Here is a 17,470-nt window from a genome sequence, read left to right as displayed (position 1 = left end):
GCATGACGTCCACCCATGACACCACCGTGTCCCGGGCTCTCGACCCGGAGAACCCCTTCGCCCAGCCCAGCACCCTTCCGTACGAGCTTCCCGACTACACGGCGATCCGTGAGGAGCACTTCGAGCCCGCCATCCTCGCCGGGATGGCCGAGCACCGGGCGGAGGTGGAGGCGGTCGCCACGAACCCGGACGCGCCCACCGTCAAGAACACCCTCGAGGCGCTCGAGCGGGCCGGGTCCCTGCTGGGCCGGGCCGCCGCTGCCTTCTACAACCAGCTGTCCGCCGACTCCACGAAGGGCCTGGAGGACATCCAGGAGCGTCTCGCGCCGCTGTTCGCCGCGCACCAGGACGCGATCTTCATGGATGCCCGCCTGTACGCCCGGGCGGTCGCCATCGACGAGGCCGCCCGTGCGGGCGACGTGACGCTCGAGCCCGACGCCGCGTACCTCCTGGAGAACCTGCTCAAGAAGTTCCGCCGCTCCGGTATCGAGCTGGACGCCGACGCGCAGGAGCGGCTGCGGGAGCTCAACGCGGAGATCACGTCGCTGCAGGCGGCCTTCGGCCGCAAGCTGCTGGCCGGGGCCAACGCGGCGAGCGTGCTGATCACGGACGAGGCGGAGCTCGACGGGCTCGCGCCCGACGCCCGTGCGGGCGCCAAGGCCGCCGCCGTGGCCCGCGGCCTGGAGGGCTGGCTGCTGGAGATGCAGCTGTTCAGCCAGCAGACGGTGCTGTCCTCGATCGCCCGGCGCGACGTGCGTGAGCGCGTCCAGCGGGCGTCGGAGTCGCGCGGGGCCGACGGCGGCGAGCACGACACCCGGCAGATCGTCCTCGACCTGGCCCGGCTGCGCGCCGAGCACGCCAACCTGCTCGGCTACGAGCACCACGCCGCGTACATCGCCGCCGACGCCACGGCCGGCACCACCGCGGCCGTCAACGAGATGCTCGGCCGGCTCGCGCCCGCCGCGGTCGCCAACGCCCGCAAGGAGGCCGCCGACCTCGAGGGTGCGCTGGCCGCGGGAGGCGAGGCGCCGTCGTCGGGCGGCGAAGGGCTGCGGGCCTCCGACTGGTCCTACCTGTCCGAGGCGGTCCGCAAGGAGCGTTACAACCTCGACGACGCCCTGCTGCGCCCCTACCTGGAGCTCGAGCGTGTGGTCCAGGAGGGCGTGTTCACGGCCGCGAACCTGCTCTTCGGGCTGTCCTTCGTGGAGCGCGAGGACCTCACCGGCTACCACCCCGACGTGCGCGTCTTCGAGGTCTTCGACTCGCCGGAGCCCGGCGAGCGCAACCAGGGGCTCGGGCTGTTCCTCGCCGACTGGTACACCCGCGAGTCCAAGCGCGGCGGCGCCTGGATGAACAACCTCGTGGACCAGAACACGCTGCTGGGCCAGAAGCCCGTCGTGGTGAACAACCTCAACATCGTCAAGCCCCCGGCGGGCGAGCCCACGCTGCTCGTGTGGGACGAGGTCATCACGCTGTTCCACGAGTTCGGGCACGCGCTGCACGGGCTGCTGTCCGACGTGCGCTACCCGTCGCAGTCGGGCACGGACGTGCCGCGCGACTTCGTCGAGTACCCCTCGCAGGTCAACGAGATGTGGGCGTGGGAGCCGCAGGTCCTGCGCAGCTTCGCGGTGCACCACGAGACCGGCGAGCCCATGCCCGCCGAGTGGGTCGAGACCATGCTCGCCTCGCGCCAGTTCAACGAGGGCTTCTCCACCACCGAGTACCTGGCCGCGGCCCTGCTCGACCAGGCGTGGCACCAGCTCACCCCCGAGCAGGTGCCCACGTCCGTCGACGACGTGCTCCCGTTCGAGGCGGCGGCGCTCGCCGCCGCGGGCGTGGACTTCGCCCCCGTGCCGCCCCGCTACCGCACCACGTACTTCAACCACATCTTCGGCGGCGGGTACTCGGCCGGGTACTACTCGTACATCTGGTCGGAGGTGCTCGACGCCGACACCGTCGAGTGGTACCGCGAGAACGGCGGGCTCACCCGGGAGAACGGGGAGGCGTTCCGGCGCCGCCTGCTGGCACGGGGCGGGTCCCAGGACCCGCTGACGTCGTTCCAGGAGCTGCGAGGCCGCGCGGCGGACATCGCACCGCTGCTGACCCGCCGGGGACTGACCGTCTGAGCGACCGTTACGGTGGGGGCATGACCGACATGCATGCCCCCGCCGTACCGTCATCGGCCGCCGCCACAGCGGTCACGGCCGAGGACGAGGTCGCGCGCATCTGCCAGGACCTCCTCCGCTTCGACACCTCCAACTTCGGCACCGACGAGGGTCCCGGGGAACGCGCCGCCGCCGAGCACGTCATGGGCCTCCTCCAGGAGGTCGGCCTGGACCCGGAGCTGTTCGAGTCGTCACCGGGGCGGGCGTCGGTCGTGGTCCGGCTGGAGGGCGAGGACCGGTCGCGGCCGGCGCTCGTGCTGCACGGGCACCTCGACGTGGTGCCGGCCCAGGCGGCGGACTGGTCGGTGGACCCGTTCGCGGGCGAGGAGATCGACGGGCTGCTGTGGGGGCGCGGCGCCGTCGACATGAAGGACATGGACGCGATGATCCTGGCGGTCGTGCGGCAGCTGGCCCGCGAGGGCCGCAAGCCGGCCCGCGACGTCGTCGTGGCGTTCTTCGCCGACGAGGAGGCCGGCGGGAAGTACGGCGCCTCCTGGGCGGTCGACAACCGGCCCGACCTGTTCGAGGGCGCCACCGAGGCCATCAGCGAGGTGGGCGGCTTCTCCGTGGAGCTCGGCGGACGCCGGGCCTACCTCCTCCAGACGGCCGAGAAGGGCATCGCGTGGCTCCGGCTCGTGGCCGACGGCCGCGCGGGCCACGGCTCCCAGGTCAACCCGGAGAACGCCGTGACCGAGCTCGCCGCGGCGGTCGCGCGGATCGGGGCGTACGCCTGGCCCATGACGCTCACGCCCACCGTGGACGCGCTGCTGCGCGGCGTCTCGGACCTGACCGGCCTGGCCTACGACCCCGAGGACCCGTCGACGGTGGACTCCCTCGTCGCGGCGCTCGGCCCCGTCGGCAAGTTCGTGGGTGCCACCGTGCGGCACACGTCCAACCCGACCCAGCTCGACGCCGGCTACAAGGCCAACGTGATCCCGGGATCGGCGTCGGCGGTCGTGGACGTGCGACTGCTGCCGGGCCACGAGGAGGCCGGGCTGGCGACGCTGCGCGAGCTCGCCGGCCCCCGCGTACGGATCGAGCCCGTCCACCAGGACGTGGCGCTCGAGGTGCCGTACACGGGGGCGCTCGTGGACTCGATGGTGGACTCGGTGCTGGCCGAGGACCCCGGGGCCACGGTGCTGCCGTACACGCTGTCGGGCGGCACCGACAACAAGTCGCTGTCGCGCCTCGGGATCACGGGCTACGGGTTCGCGCCGCTGCGCCTGCCCGGGCACCTGGACTTCGCGGGCATGTTCCACGGCGTGGACGAGCGGGTGCCCGTCGACTCCCTGAAGTTCGGCACGCGCGTGCTGGACCGCCTGCTGCGCACCTGCTGACCCCTCCGGTCCGGGCGGGCCTACTCGGCGTCCAGGGTGGACGACACGCGGATCACCTTGCGGCGCAGCCACACCTTGCGCTCACCGCCCACGTAGAGCCGGGTACGGGCAAGCTCCCAGCGCCCGTACTCGGCCTCGTCGGTGAGGAGCTTGCGGGCGTCGGGGACGCTCGTGGTCCGGTCGATGGTCATCACCCGGTACTCGTAGTGGCCGTGCTTGCGCCAAGCGGATCCGCTGCTCGCCATGGTGCCCACCGTCCTTCGTCGCATCCGTACGGGTCTGCGGCCTGAGGCCGCGTCACCGGTCTCCAACAGATCACAGCCGACATATCGTCCGTGATCAAGTGTGAATTACCAACCCCGCGGCACGGGGCCCGGCGGTACAGTTCAAGGCATGACCGTTGATCCGCGTGCCGCGCTCGACCGCCTCGTCGCTGCCCTCGAGGCCCACTACCACGCGGTCGCCACTCGCAGGAGTGACGACGACCCCGCCGTCGACGACGCCTACGACGTGCTCGCAGACGCCTACGAGGTGTACGAGGACTCGCTGGCGCAGGTGTTCGGCGAGGTGACGCCGTTCTACCTGGCGGAGGACCTCGACGAGGACGACGACGAGGACGACGAGGACGAGGAGTCCGACCTGGAAGAGGTCGACTTCGACGACGACCTCGCGGAGGCGGAGACGGTCGACAGGTGACGACCCCGGGCGCTCACCAGCGCTCGGGATAGCCGATCTCGGGGGCGGAGACGTCGTCGAGCGCCGCGTGCACCTCGTACGGGAGGTCGAGGTCGAGGGCTGCGATCGAGGTGCGGAGCTGGGCGGGCGTCCGCGCGCCCACCACTGCTGAGGCCACCGTCTCGCGTGCCAGCAGCCACGCGAGGGCTACCTCCAGCGGCGCGCGCCCGAGGCCGTCGGCGGCGGTGGCGACGGCCTCGACGACCGCCGAGGACACCCCGTCGAGGTACGGCTGGACGAACGCGGCGAGGTGCGGTGACGCTCCCCGGGAGTCGGCGGGCAGACCCCGCCGGTACTTGCCGGTGAGCACGCCGCGCCCGAGCGGCGACCAGGCGAGCAGGCCCATGCCCAGGGCGTCCGCCGCGGGCAGCACCTCGCGCTCCACGCCACGCTGCAGCAGTGAGTACTCGAGCTCCAGGGCCGCGAGCCCCACGTCACCCTCCAGGAGGGAGGCGGCTCGCGCGGCAGCCCAGCCCGGGTGGTTGCACAGGCCTACGTAGCGCGCACGGCCGGTCGTGACGGCCAGCCGCAGCGCGGAGCAGGTCTCCTCCAGCGTCGTGTTCGGGTCCGGGCACGCCACGAGGAACAGGTCCACGTGGTCGGTGCCCATGCGGGCCAGGGACGCGTCGAGAGAGTCCAGCAGCCCGGCGCGGGAGGCGTCCACCACGTGGCTGTTGCCGGGCCGGGGCGAGGCCCCGGGGCGGCTGTCATGGCGGATGCCCGCCTTGGTGGCCAGCACGATGTCCGAACGGTCCACCTTGCCCTGCAGCAGGGAGCCGATCACCCGCTCGGCGTCCCCCTCCGCGTACGACGCCGCGGTGTCCACGAGGGTGCCGCCGGCGTCGAGGAAGTCGCGGACCTGCTCGGCCGCGTCGATCTCGTCGGTGTCCCGGCCCCACGTCATGGTCCCGAGGCCGAGCTCGGAGACCCGCAGGCCTGACCTGCCCACCCGACGACGCTCCATGTCCCGCAGAGTACCGGCGGGGCCCGCGCTCGGCGCGGAAGCGCTGGGTGGGCGTGGCGGTGCACGGCGTGTGATCTGCGCCCGGGCGTGTCGGACGTGCTGTAACGTGACGGCCCGTGACTGCGTGGGAAGCCATCCTCCTGGGCCTGGTCCAGGGCCTGACCGAGTTCCTCCCGATCTCTTCCAGCGCGCACCTGCGCATCGTGAGCGAGCTCATCGGCGCCGGGGACGCGGGCGCCGCGTTCACGGCGATCACGCAGCTCGGCACCGAGACCGCCGTGATCATCTACTACCGCACCAAGATCGGCCAGATCCTCGTGGCGTGGTGGCGCGCGCTGCGCGGGGCCAACGGGACGGGCTGGCGCGCGCGGACCGGGCTCGCCCCCGCCGGCGGGTCCACGGACGTGCGCCACCGCCGGGCGTCGGTCGGCTTCGCCGACCCCGACGCGGCGATGGGCTGGTACATCATCCTCGGCTCCCTGCCCATCGTGGTGCTCGGGCTCCTCTTCGAGGACGCGATCGAGTCGTCGCTGCGCAACCTGTGGATCACCGTGACGATGCTCACCGTGTTCGGCGCCATCCTCCTGTGGGCCGACCGCACCGCCCGCCAGCAGCACGAGCTCTCCGACCTGGCGCCCCGCTCGGCGATCACCTTCGGGTTCGCCCAGGCGCTCGCCCTGATCCCCGGGGTGTCCCGGTCGGGCGGCACCATCACCGCGGGCCTCTTCATGGGCTTCACCCGCGGTGCGGCCGCCGACTACTCGTTCCTGCTCGCCATCCCGGCGGTCTTCGGCTCGGGCCTCTACCAGCTCGTCAAGACCGTCGGCGAGCCGATCCCCGAGGGCGCCCCGGGCTGGGGCGCCACGATCATCGCCACGATCGTCGCGTTCGCCGTGGGCTACGTGGTGATCGTCGCCTTCCTCAAGATCGTGCACAAGTACTCGTTCCGGCCGTTCGTCTACTACCGGTTCGCGCTCGCCGCCGTGGTGGTCGTGCTCCTGCTCACCGGGGCGATCGACGCGGAGGGCGGCATCGCCGTCTGAGCGGGCCGGTTAGGGTGGGGGCGTGCACAGCTGGCCCGCCCCCCAGATCCCCGAGCTCCCCGGACCGGACGGCCGACCGCCGATCCTGGTGCACGACAGCACCACCGGTGCGCTCGCCGAGGCAGCCCCCGGGAAGACCGCCCGCCTCTACGTCTGCGGCATCACCCCGTACGACGCGACGCACATCGGTCACGCGGCCACCTACGTGGCGTTCGACCTGCTGGTGCGCGCCTGGCGGGACGCGGGCAAGGCCGTGGTCCATGCCTCCAACGTGACCGACGTCGACGACCCGCTCCTGGAGCGCGCCGCCGCCACGGGCGTCGACTGGCACGACCTCGCGGCCGAGCAGGTGGCCCTGTTCGCCGAGGACATGACGGCGCTCGGGCTCGTGCCGCCCGCTGCCTACACCGGCGCCGTGGAGTCCGTCCCCGCCGTGGTGCGCGCCATCGAGGCGATGGTCGAGGCGGGTGCCGCCTACCGGGTGCCGCTGGAGGCCGGTGCCGGTGGCGACGCGGCCCACCTGGGCGACGTCTACGCCGACCTCTCCGCCGACCCCGGCTTCGGGTCCGTCTCCGGGCTCGCGCGCGACGAGATGCTCACGCTCTTCGCCGAGCGCGGCGGGGACCCGGGCCGCGAGGGCAAGAAGGACCCCCTCGACCCGCTGCTGTGGCGCCGCGAGCGCCCGGGCGAGCCCGCCTGGGACGGCGGCACGCTGGGGACCGGACGACCCGGCTGGCACATCGAGTGCGCGGTCATCGCGGCCGACGGCCTGGGACTCGGTACGGACGCCGGACAGGCCCACGAGCGGTTCGACGTCCAGGGCGGTGGCGCCGACCTGCTGTTCCCGCACCACGAGATGTCCACCTCGCATCTGCGGGTCCTGGCGGCGATCGGCGCCGGCGGATCAGCCGGCGGGGCGTCCGGCACCGGGGCCCGCGTCCACCTGCACGCGGGCCTGGTCGCCTACCAGGGCGAGAAGATGAGCAAGTCGCTCGGCAACCTGGTGTTCGTCTCCGCGCTCCGCACCGAGGCCGACCCCATGGCGATCCGGCTGGCGCTGCTCGCGCACCACTACCGCGACACGTGGGAGTGGACCGCCGACGACCTGCCGGGCGGCGTGGCCCGGCTGGAGCGGTGGCGGGCGGCGGTGTCGGGCAACGGCGGGCCGGACGCGACATCGACCCTCGGCGAGGTGCGCGCTGCCCTGGCTCACGACCTCGATGCGCCGCGCGCGCTCGCCGCGGTGGACGCCTGGGCGGACACGGCGCTGGCCCCGGGCCGCGACACGTCGGCCGACCAGGAGGGCGCGCCGGGCGTCATGGCCCGCGCGGTCAACGCGCTCCTGGGCGTGCGCCTGTAGCCCTTGCGCAGGGCTGCTCGTCAGGACTTGTCGGGGCCCGGCTCCCGGCCCGGGCCGCCCGGCTCGCGACCGCCGCCGTTGATGTCGCGGCGGCGCAGGTAGCGCTCGAACTCGCGGGCGATCGCGTCGCCCGACGCCTCGGGCAGCTCGGCGGTGTCCTTGGCCTCCTCGAGCTGCTGCACGTACTCCGAGATCTCGGTGTCCTCGGCGGCGAGCTCGTCGACGCCGTGCTGCCAGGCGGCCGCGTCGTCGGGCAGCCCGCCCATGGGGACCGGCTCGCCGAGCAGCTCCTCGATGCGGGTGAGGATCGCGAGGGTGGCCTTGGGCGAGGGCGGGTTCGCGACGTAGTGCGGAACGGCCGCCCAGAGCGACACGGACTGCAGGCCCCGCTGGGACGCCTCGTGCTGCAGCACGCCCACGATCCCGGTGGGGCCCTGGTACGTGTTGGGTTCCACGTCCAGGACCGACTGCAGGCCCACGCTCTCGGACGTGGCGGTCATCGGGATGGGGCGGGTGTGCGGCACGTCGGCCAGCAGAGCACCCAGCGTGACGACGGTGCGGACACCCAGCTCGTCGGCGATGCCCAGCAGCTCGTCGCAGTAGTGCCGCCAGCGCATCGACGGCTCGATCCCGTGCACCAGCACGACGGTGCGCTCCGGGAGCCTGCACACCGAGACGGACGTCGTGGGCCATGTGATGACACGCTGCCCGTCCTCGCCCACGCTCACGTACGGGCGGTTCACCTGGAAGTCGTGGTACTCCTCGGGATCGAGCTCGCGTAGCTTCTCCGCGCCCCACGCGTCGCCCAGATGGGTCAGTGCGGCGGTGGCGGCGCTCCCGGCGTCGTTCCAGCCCTCGAACGCGGCGATCATGACGGTCTGGCGCACCGAGGGGCGCGGCACGGGGTCGGCCGCCTCGGGCCTGGGACGCTCGGTCGGCTCCTGTTGCGCGTCGGTCATCTGCCCAGCCTAGGGCGTGGCAGGGCTCCCGCGTGGCGGGCGGCGGGCGAGTTCTGCGACCGGCTGAAACTCGGTCGCTCCGGGTCAATAGCGGGGTGGACGCCCTGTTCACCGGGGCGCTCGCGGCCCTACCGTGAGGCCCGAACGCCTGAGGAGGCCGGATGTCCGACATGAGGACCGTCACGAGGACGGTCGTGCGGTGACCGCCCAGCGGGTGGGGGTCGTGGGAGGCGGGATCGTCGGCCTCGCGGTGGGCCGGGAGCTCGCGCGCCGGCACGGCGCGGAGGTCACGGTGCTCGAGAAGGAGCAGGCGCTCGCCGCGCACCAGACGGGGCACAACTCCGGCGTGGTCCACGCGGGGATCTACTACCGGCCGGGCTCGCTCAAGGCCACCCTGTGCACGCGGGGACGCGACCTGCTGCGCGACTTCTGCGCCGAGCACGGCATCGCGTACGACGAGTGCGGCAAGCTCGTGGTCGCGCTCGACCCGTCCGAGACGCGCCGGTTCGACGACCTGGAGAAGACGGCCCGCGAGAACGGCGTGCCCGGCCTGCGGCGGCTCGACGGCGCGGAGATCGCCGACGTCGAGCCTTACGCCACGGGCCTCGCGGCGCTGCACTCGCCGCGCACCGCGATCACCGACTACCCCGCGGTGGCCCGGGCTCTCGGGGCGCAGGTCGAGGCGGCCGGCGGGCAGGTGCTGCTCGGCCGGGAGGTGACGGGCATCCGGCAGGGGAGCGGCGGCGTCGTCGTGCGCTCGGCGGGGCCCGGGGAGGAGGACGGCCCGGTTCAGCGGGTCTTCGACCGCGTGGTCGTCTGCGCGGGCCTCCAGTCCGACCGGGTGGGCGTGACCGAGCGCGGACCGGTGATCGTGCCGTTCCGTGGCGAGTACATGCGCGTCGCCGCGGCCAAGCAGGACCTGGTGCGTGGCATGGTCTACCCGGTGCCCGACCCCCGGTACCCGTTCCTCGGCGTGCACTTCACCCGGCGGGTCGACGGCACCCTCGAGGTGGGGCCCAACGCGGTCCTCGCCCTGGCTCGCGAGGGCTACGGCAGGTGGGGCCTCGACCTGGGCGACGTGGCCGACGTCGTCCGCTGGCCGGGCTTCTGGCGGGTCGCTGCCACGCACTGGCGTACGGGAGCCCGCGAGCTCGCCGGCTCGCTGTCCGTCCGTGCCTACATGCGGACCGCGAGCCGGTACGTCCCCGCGATCGGGGCCGGCGACGTGGTGCGGGCCGGGTCCGGTGTGCGCGCGCAGGCGGTCGACCGCGACGGGTCGCTCGTGGACGACTTCCGCATCGTGACCTCGGGCGACGTCACCTGCGTGCGTAACGCACCTTCACCGGCGGCGACCTCGAGCCTCGCGATCGCCGAGCACGTGGCGGATCTCCTGGGGTAAGAACTTCACCCGTTCGGCGCGCCGTACGCGGCGTGTCGTGGTCAGATGGGGCGGACGGCGCATCCTCACCCCAAGCTGGAGACGTCCTATGCACGCTCCCCGCCCCGGAGCCCTGCTCCGCCGACGTGTCGCAGCGACAGCGGCCCTCGCCCTCGTCATCGTGTCAGGGGTGGGGGGCCTTGCCCTGGGTGGCCCCGCCGGCGTCGGCCGCCGAGCCGACCGCCACCACGTCGGTCATCCGGATCACCACGGGCGGCGACCGACAGGCGGACGGTACGGTGGCGCCCCTGGCCGGGGTGACCCTGGTCGCCTACCGCGACGCGGCGAACTCCTCGCCGTCGGACCCGGCACAGGCGACCGTCGAGGTGGCCCGCTGCGTGGCGGACGCGACCGGGACCTGCGACATCGTGATCCCGGACACGCGTGGCCCGAACGGTGCCAACTACGGCAAGCGGCTCTGGGTCAAGCAGATCCACTCCGTGGAGGGCTGGCACCCCAACTACACGCTCCGCACCGGCGCGAGCGGCGCGACGCCCGCGTACGTCACGGCCTACGCCTTCCGCACGCCCGCGCTGGTGGCGGGCACGCTGTACCGCAGCGGCAGCGCGCAGTTCATGGACTCGACCGGGGTGAACACCAACAACCGGCTCGCCTCGACGGGCACGTGGCAGAAGTCCCGCAACAACCCCGCCCACGCTCCGGAGTGCGGGCTCGACGTGGCGCTGATCGCGGACTGGTCGTCGTCCGTCGCCGTCGGGGACCCTACCTACAGCCGCCTCAAGGGGGCGCTGGACTCCGTCGTGGACGCGCTGACCGGAACGCCGTCACGGATGTCGTACTACGCCTTCGGGTACTCCTCGCCGCTGAGCAGCACCAACCCGCGGCTGTCGAACATCCCCACGCCCGTGGGCGTGTCCACGGCGCAGAGCGCCGCCACGCTCAAGGCGCACTGGGCGCCGTGGGCGTCGCCCGGCGGGGTCTCGGTGGGCACCCAGGCCACCAACTGGGACGCCGGCCTCTATGCCGCGATGGCCGCCCCCACGGACTACGACCTCGCGGTCGTGATCACGGACGGCAACCCGACCGTGCATGGCGGCCTGTCGTACGAGGGCTACGCGTCGGTCAACCAGCTCGCGGACATGGAGGCGGCGATCTTCAGCGCGAACGGGCTCAAGGCGGAGGGTACGCGGGTGGTGGCGCTCGGCGTCGGCGACGGCGTGGCCGCCGCCTCGCACGCCGACCTCAACCTGGCGGCGGTCAGCGGCCCGACGAGGTACGACGGCACCAACCCGCTGACTGCCGACTACTACCAGGAGTCGTCGTACACGGCCGCGGCCGAGGCGTTCCACCGGCTCGCGGCGGCCTCCTGCGAGGGGCAGCTGACGATCGTCAAGCAGGTGGTGCGGCCCGGCGGGTCCATCAGCGAGGGCGACACCGTGGTGGCCGGCCCCGGCTGGGAGATCACCGTCACCGGCGAGGGGGTGGGCGGCACGCAGACCACCACCACCGACCAGACCGGCGCCGTCCAGTTCGACCTGAGCTCGTCGACGGCGGACGCCCTCGATCTCGACGTGCACGAGCGGCAGTTCCCGGGCTACCAGCTCCTGGCGGTGGACGGGACGGCGACCGGTCCACGGGCGGAGTGTCGCAACATCGGCACCGGCGCCACGCACACGGTGGTCAACTCGCCGGACGACCCGGACGGGTTCACGGTCCAGGGCGTGCAGCCCTTCGGTGCCACCACGTGCACCATCTACAACCAGGCCCCGGAAGGGACCACGTCCGTCCAGGTGGACAAGCAGTGGGTCGTCAACGGGGGAGACCCCGTGCCGGACGGCTTCCAGCCCGCCGGCATCCACGCGGACCTGACCCTCGACGCCCGGCCCAGCGACACGGGGCAGGCGGTCTCGATGGGTTCCGTGACCTGGGGCAACCGGTACACGCAGTACGGCACCGAGGGCCAGGCGCTGGTCCCCACGGACGAGGTGGTCATCAACGAGACCACCGGCGTGAACGGCAGGCCCTACTGCACCGTCGACGAGGACGCCGCGACCATCCACGGCCTCGACGAGGACCTGGAACCCACGACCCCGGTGCCGCTCCAGCCCGACCACACCGTCAGCCTGCGCCTCCAGCCCGAGTTCAACGAGTACGTCATCACCAACTACGTGACCTGCGAGTCCCGCCTGACCCTCCGCAAGGAGGTCGTGGGCGGGGACGCCGCGCCGGAGGAGTGGACGCTGTCCGCGACCGCGGGCACGGCCGGGGCGCTGCCCGGCTTCTCCGGGACGGCGGGAGCGACGGCGGTGACGGAGCAGCCGGTCACCGGCGAGGCCGAGTACGTGCTGAGCGAGTCGGGCGGTGACCCGCTGTACGTCCAGGACGACCACCGGGAGACCGGCCCCGACGGCCAGCCTGTCAACCCCGGCGCGTCGGGGTCGTGGGTCTGCGGCTATGCGGACGAGCCGGGCGGGACGGCGTCGACGGCCGACGTCTCGGGCGGCGACGGGACGGTGCAGGTCCCCGCGGGCCGGCACGTGGAGTGCACGGCGACGAACCGCACGGCGACGCTCGTGCTGGGCAAGGACGTGACCAACGACGACGGCGGAACCCAGGCGCCGAGCGCCTGGGAGCTGACGCTCACCCCCGAGGGGGACGACCTGCCCGCCGGTCTGGAGCCCGTGACCGTGACGGGCTCTGCCACGGGCGTGCCGGTGAACCTGCGGCCCAACACCGTGTACCGGGTGAGCGAGACAGGACCGGACGGGTATCACCAGGCCTTGTTCACCTGCAACACCGAGGGCGTGGCGAGCGCGGACGGCACCACCGTGACGCTCGCCCCCGAGCAGTCGGCGGGCGCGGGCGTGGACTGCCGCATCACCAACGACGACGACCCGGCCACGCTCACCCTGGTCAAGGAGGTGGACCCGGGCGACTCCGGCTCCACCGCGGGGCCCGGGGCCTGGACGCTCACCGCGACACCGCAGGGCATCACCGGGCAGGACCCCGTGTCGGGGCCCGGCGACCCGGTCGCCGGGGGTGCGGTGACCGCCGTCGAGGTGGAGCCCGGCGCCTACGCGCTGAGCGAGGCCGGCCCGCCCGGCTTCACGGCGGGCGACTGGGTCTGCGCGGACGCGGACGGCGGGCTGACGGTGACGGAGGGCGTCGTGACCGTCGCCCCGGCCGCGGACGTCACCTGCACGATCGTCAACACCGCCGTGACGCCGCGGCTCACGCTCGTCAAGGAGGTCGCGGGCGGCGGCCCGGCGTCGGCCACGGACTGGACGCTCACGGCGGACGGCCCGGCGGACCTCTCCGGGCCGAGCGGGGACCCGGCCGTGTCCGGGGTCGAGGTGCCCGTGGGCACCTACTTCCTCGCCGAGGCCGGCGACGTGGAGGACTACGTCCCGGGCGGGTGGGCCTGTGAGGAAGCGGGCGGTGCCGAGGTCCCCGTGACCGACCCGGCGACGAACCCCGTCATCGCCCTGACCGAGGGTCAGGACGTTACCTGCACGGTCGTCAACACGTGGACGCCGCCGGGAACGCTGACGCTCGTCAAGGAGGTGGACGCCGGCGCCTCGGGCTCCGTGGCGGGCCCGGCCGACTGGACGCTCACGGCCACGCCGCAGGGCGTCGAGGGGCAGGACACGGTGTTCGGCCCCGGTGACCCGGCCGCTCCCGGTGGCGTCGCCTCGGTGGAGGTCGAGCCGGGCGCGTACGCCCTGAGCGAGGCGGGCCCGCCGGGGTTCACGCCCGGGGCCTGGGCCTGCGCGGACGCGGACGGGGCGCTCGCGGTGGTCGGCGACGTGGTGGAGGTTGCCTCGGGGGCCGACGTCACCTGCACGATCGTCAACACCGCGGTCGCGCCGCGGCTCACGCTCGTGAAGGAGGTGGCGGGCGGCCCGGCGGGGGCCCAGGACTGGACGCTGAGCGCGACCGGTCCGGTCACGATCTCGGGCACGTCCGAGTCGGAGGCTGTGACCGGCGTGGCCGTCCCGGTCGGCACGTACCTCCTGAGCGAGTCGGGCGGGACGCCGTCGTACGTGCGGTCCGGCGTCCACTGCGAGGCGGCGGACGGCACGCCCGTCGACGTGACCGACCCGGGCGGGGTGCCCTCGGTCACCCTCGCCGAGGGCGACGACGTGACCTGCTCGATGGTCAACACGTGGATCCCGCCGGGCACGCTGACGCTGGTCAAGGTCGTGGACCCGGGCGTGTCCGGCACCCCCGAGGGGCCCGCGGACTGGACGCTCACCGCGACGCCGCAGGAGCTCCCGGCCCAGCCCGTCGTGAGCGGCACGGGTGACCCCACGGCCGAGGGTGGCGTGAGTGCCGTCCCGGTGCTGCCGGGCGACTACGCCCTGTCCGAGACCGGCCCGGCCGGGTTCACGCAGGGGGAGTGGACCTGCGAGGGCGGGACGGTGGCCGGCTCGGTCGTCACCGTGACGTCCGGCGCCGCCGTGCGGTGCCAGGTGGTCAACACCGCCGTGGCCCCGAGCCTCACCCTGGTCAAGGTGGTCGACGGCGGTCCGGCCGTCCCCCAGGACTGGACGCTGACCGCGACCGGCCCGGTCACCGTGACCGGCGTCTCCGAGGCGCCCGAGGTGACCGGCGTCGAGGTGGCCGTGGGCGACTACGTCCTCGCCGAGACCACGGGCGTCGAGCACTACGTGGCCGGGACCTGGACCTGCGTCGACGCCCAGGACGTCACCGTGCCCGTGGCCGACGGCGTGGTGAGCCTCGCGCTCGCGCAGGACGTCACGTGCACCATCGTGAACACCTGGGCCCCGCCCGCGGTCCTCACGCTGGTCAAGCAGGTGGACGCCGGAACGACGGGCGCCACCGAGGTGGCGGCCGACTGGACGCTGACGGCCACCCCGCAGGAGATCGAGGGCCAGGACGCCGTCTCCGGGAACGGCGACCCGGCCTCCGGGGCGGGCGTCAACGGCGTCGAGGTGGTCCCCGGCACGTACGGGCTGACGGAGGCGGGCCCGGAGGGCTTCGCAGCGGGCGGCTGGGCGTGCGAGGACGCTCTCGAAGGGCCGCTCGACGCGACCGGCGGGACCGTCGCGCTGTGGCCGGCTGCCGACGTGACCTGCACCATCGTCAACACGGCGGTCCAGCCCGAGCTGTCGCTCGTCAAGGTCGTCGCGGGCGGGGGACCGGCGGACGCGTCCGCCTGGACGCTCACGGCGGAGGGCCCGGTCACGCTCACGGGGGCCACGGGAGCCGCCGAGGTGACCGACGTCCCCGTCCCCGAGGGCTCGTACGCCCTCTCCGAGGCGGGCGACCAGCCGCAGTACACGGGCGGCGCGTGGACCTGCGCCGACGCCGAGGGTGCTGCTGTGCCGGTGACGGACGGTGTGGTGGCCGTCGGGCTGGGCGACGACCTGGTCTGCACGGTCGTGAACACGTGGATCCCGTCCGGCACGCTGACGCTGGTCAAGCAGGTGGATACGGCAGGCACCGGATCCCAGGCCGTGCCCGCGAGCTGGACGCTGTCCGCGACGCCGCAGGACGTCGTCGACCAGGGGGTCGTCAGCGGTCCCGGCGACCCTGCGGCCCCGGGCGGCGTGCTCGGCCTGCCGGGCGGGTACCTCCTCGCCGAGACGGGGCCCGCGGGCTTCGCCGCGGCGGCCTGGACCTGTGCCGACGCCTCGGGCGCCCTGCCCGTGACCGACGCCGTCGTCACGGTCGCCCCGGGCGCGGACGTCACCTGCACGATCGTGAACACCGCGGTGACGCCGCACCTGACGCTCCTCAAGGAGGTCGACGGCGGGCCCGCCGCCCCCGAGGAGTGGACGCTGTCCGCGACCGGCCCGGCCACCGTGAGCGGCACCTCCGGGGTGGGCGCCGACGTTCCGGTGGGGTCGTACGCGATCGCCGAGACCGGTGACCGCACCGACTACACGTTTGCGGGCGTGGTGTGCTCCGACGACGCCACGGGCGAACCGGTCGCCGTCGACGGCACCACCGTGACACTGGCCGAGGGCGTCTCGGCCACCTGCACCCTCGTCAACACGTGGATCACGCCGGCGCTGCTGACGCTCGTCAAGCAGGTCGAGGCGGGCGACTCGGGCGCCACGGAGGGGCCGGCGGACTGGACGCTGTCCGCGACGCCGCAGGACGTCGCGGGTCAGGACGTCGTGACGGGGCCGGGCGACCCGGCCGCGGAGGGCGGGGTGAACCACGCCCCCGTGCGGCCCGGCTCCTACGCGCTGGCCGAGACCGGGCCGTCCGGTTTCACCGCGGGCGCGTGGACCTGTGCGGACGCGTCGGGCACCCCGGTGGACGTGGGCGACGACGTCGTCGCACTCGCCTCGGGGGCGGACGTCACCTGCACGATCGTGAACACCGCGGTGCAGCCGGAGCTGACGCTCGTCAAGGTGGTCGACGGCGGCCCGGCCGAACCCGCCGACTGGACCCTGACGGCCGAAGGGCCGGTCACGGTCTCCGGAACGACCGGTTCGGAGGACGTGAGCGACGTCCCGGTGCCCGTGGGGACGTACGCCCTGTCGGAGGCGGGCGACGCCGTCGGCTACGCGGACGGGACGTGGGCGTGCGTGGACGCCCAGGGCGCGCCGGTGCCGGTGGAGGGTGGGTCGGTGGTGGTCGGGCTGGCCGCCGACCTGACCTGCACGGTGACGAACACGTTCGTCCCGCCGGGGACCCTGACGCTCGTCAAGCAGGTCGAGGCGGGCGACTCCGGCGCCATGGAGGAGCCGGCGGACTGGACGCTGTCCGCGACGCCGCAAGACGTCGCGGGCCAGGACGTCGTGACGGGGCCGGGCGACCCGGCCGCGGAGGGCGGGGTCGACGCGGTGCCCGTGCGCCCCGGCAGCTACGTGCTGGGCGAGTCGGGGCCGGCGGGCTTCACGGCCGGCGCGTGGACCTGCGCGGACGCGGCGGGCACGCCGGTGGACGCGACCGACGGCGTGGTCACGCTGGCCTCCGGGGCGGACGTCACCTGCACGATCGTGAACACCGCGGTCGCGCCCCGGCTGACGCTCGTCAAGGTGGTCGACGGTGGCCCCGCCGACCCCGCCGACTGGACCCTGACGGCCGAGGGGCCGGTCACGGTCTCCGGCACGACGGGCTCACCGGACGTGTCCGGCGTGGCGGTCGCCGTGGGGACGTACGCCCTGGCGGAGTCCACGGACGTGGCCGAGTACGCGGAGGGCTACCTCACTGGCGAGTGGGGCTGCGTCGACGACGCCTCGGGCGAGGCCGTGCCGGTCGAGGACGGTTCCGTCACGGTGGCCCTGGCGGACGTCGTGACGTGCACCGTGACGAACGCCTACGGCCCGGCGCCGAGCCCGAGCCCGACGCCCACGCCGAGCCCGTCGCTGACGCCCGAGCCGTCGCCGACACCCACGCACGCCCGCCCGCCGGCCCTCCCGGTGACCGGGCCGCAGGGGACGGGTCTGCTGATCGGGGCCGCTGTGCTGGCGGTCGTGGTCGGCGGAGCGCTGGTGCTGCTGCGTCGCCGGCGGGGCTGAGACGTTCGT

At 73.9% G+C, this 17,470-nt stretch carries 10 protein-coding genes; 7 read left to right on the top strand and 3 right to left on the bottom strand.

Going from position 1 to position 17,470, the window contains the following annotated elements:
* Nucleotides 1-2: 2 nt before the first annotated feature.
* On the top strand, nt 3-2,126 hold the full coding sequence (locus tag AC060K_RS08040; RefSeq protein WP_483764903.1) for a M3 family metallopeptidase: 2,124 nt from the start codon (nt 3-5) through the stop codon (nt 2,124-2,126).
* A gap of 20 nt (nt 2,127-2,146) precedes the next feature.
* Entirely contained in the window at nt 2,147-3,502 is a 1,356-nt protein-coding gene (locus AC060K_RS08035; protein WP_483764902.1) for a M20/M25/M40 family metallo-hydrolase, read from the top strand.
* 20 nt (nt 3,503-3,522) lie between these two features.
* Here AC060K_RS08035 and AC060K_RS08030 read toward each other — a convergent pair whose 3' ends face one another.
* Nucleotides 3,523-3,747 (bottom strand): DUF5703 family protein, encoded by a 225-nt coding sequence (locus tag AC060K_RS08030; protein ID WP_483764901.1) that lies wholly within the window; start codon nt 3,745-3,747, stop codon nt 3,523-3,525.
* Between the two features lie 148 nt (nt 3,748-3,895).
* On the opposite strand from AC060K_RS08030, the gene AC060K_RS08025 reads away from it, so the two are divergent.
* A complete protein-coding gene (locus AC060K_RS08025) occupies nt 3,896-4,198 on the top strand; it encodes a primosomal protein (RefSeq protein WP_483764900.1) in 303 nt (100 codons plus the stop codon).
* A gap of 13 nt (nt 4,199-4,211) precedes the next feature.
* On the opposite strand, the gene AC060K_RS08020 is transcribed toward AC060K_RS08025, so the two are convergent.
* Entirely contained in the window at nt 4,212-5,201 is a 990-nt protein-coding gene (locus AC060K_RS08020) for an aldo/keto reductase (RefSeq protein WP_483764899.1), read from the bottom strand.
* Between the two features lie 116 nt (nt 5,202-5,317).
* On the opposite strand from AC060K_RS08020, the gene AC060K_RS08015 reads away from it, so the two are divergent.
* Complete coding sequence (locus AC060K_RS08015) at nt 5,318-6,244, top strand: undecaprenyl-diphosphate phosphatase (RefSeq protein WP_483764898.1); 927 nt, start codon at nt 5,318-5,320, stop codon at nt 6,242-6,244.
* Nucleotides 6,245-6,266: 22 nt separating this feature from the next.
* Nucleotides 6,267-7,604 carry a cysteine--1-D-myo-inosityl 2-amino-2-deoxy-alpha-D-glucopyranoside ligase gene (mshC, locus tag AC060K_RS08010; RefSeq protein ID WP_483764897.1) on the top strand — a complete coding sequence of 446 codons (1,338 nt, stop codon included), beginning with the start codon at nt 6,267-6,269 and terminating at the stop codon, nt 7,602-7,604.
* A gap of 20 nt (nt 7,605-7,624) precedes the next feature.
* Here mshC and AC060K_RS08005 read toward each other — a convergent pair whose 3' ends face one another.
* On the bottom strand, nt 7,625-8,563 hold the full coding sequence (locus AC060K_RS08005) for a PAC2 family protein (protein ID WP_483764896.1): 939 nt from the start codon (nt 8,561-8,563) through the stop codon (nt 7,625-7,627).
* A 199-nt stretch (nt 8,564-8,762) separates the two neighbouring features.
* On the opposite strand from AC060K_RS08005, the gene lhgO reads away from it, so the two are divergent.
* Together lhgO and AC060K_RS07995 are read left to right on the top strand one after the other, a co-directional pair.
* Nucleotides 8,763-9,962, top strand: a complete 1,200-nt coding sequence (gene lhgO, locus AC060K_RS08000) for an L-2-hydroxyglutarate oxidase (RefSeq protein ID WP_483764895.1) — start codon at nt 8,763-8,765, stop codon at nt 9,960-9,962.
* A gap of 188 nt (nt 9,963-10,150) precedes the next feature.
* Nucleotides 10,151-17,461 (top strand): hypothetical protein, encoded by a 7,311-nt coding sequence (locus AC060K_RS07995; RefSeq protein ID WP_483764948.1) that lies wholly within the window; start codon nt 10,151-10,153, stop codon nt 17,459-17,461.
* The last annotated feature ends 9 nt before the right edge of the window (nt 17,462-17,470 follow it).

This window comes from Antribacter sp. NEAU-D49 (genome assembly GCF_057158775.1).
Note: the sequence above shows the minus strand (reverse complement) of the source record. Positions and strands in the feature narration are given on the sequence as shown.

Excerpts from the sequence above, each read along its gene's own strand:
- AC060K_RS08040 (WP_483764903.1), top strand. The coding sequence starts at position 3 with ATGACGTCCACCCATGACACCACCGTGTCCCGGGCTCTCGACCCGGAG.
- AC060K_RS08035 (WP_483764902.1), top strand. The coding sequence starts at position 2,147 with ATGACCGACATGCATGCCCCCGCCGTACCGTCATCGGCCGCCGCCACA.
- AC060K_RS08030 (WP_483764901.1), bottom strand. The coding sequence starts at position 3,747 with ATGGCGAGCAGCGGATCCGCTTGGCGCAAGCACGGCCACTACGAGTAC.
- AC060K_RS08025 (WP_483764900.1), top strand. The coding sequence starts at position 3,896 with ATGACCGTTGATCCGCGTGCCGCGCTCGACCGCCTCGTCGCTGCCCTC.
- AC060K_RS08020 (WP_483764899.1), bottom strand. The coding sequence starts at position 5,201 with ATGGAGCGTCGTCGGGTGGGCAGGTCAGGCCTGCGGGTCTCCGAGCTC.
- AC060K_RS08005 (WP_483764896.1), bottom strand. The coding sequence starts at position 8,563 with ATGACCGACGCGCAACAGGAGCCGACCGAGCGTCCCAGGCCCGAGGCG.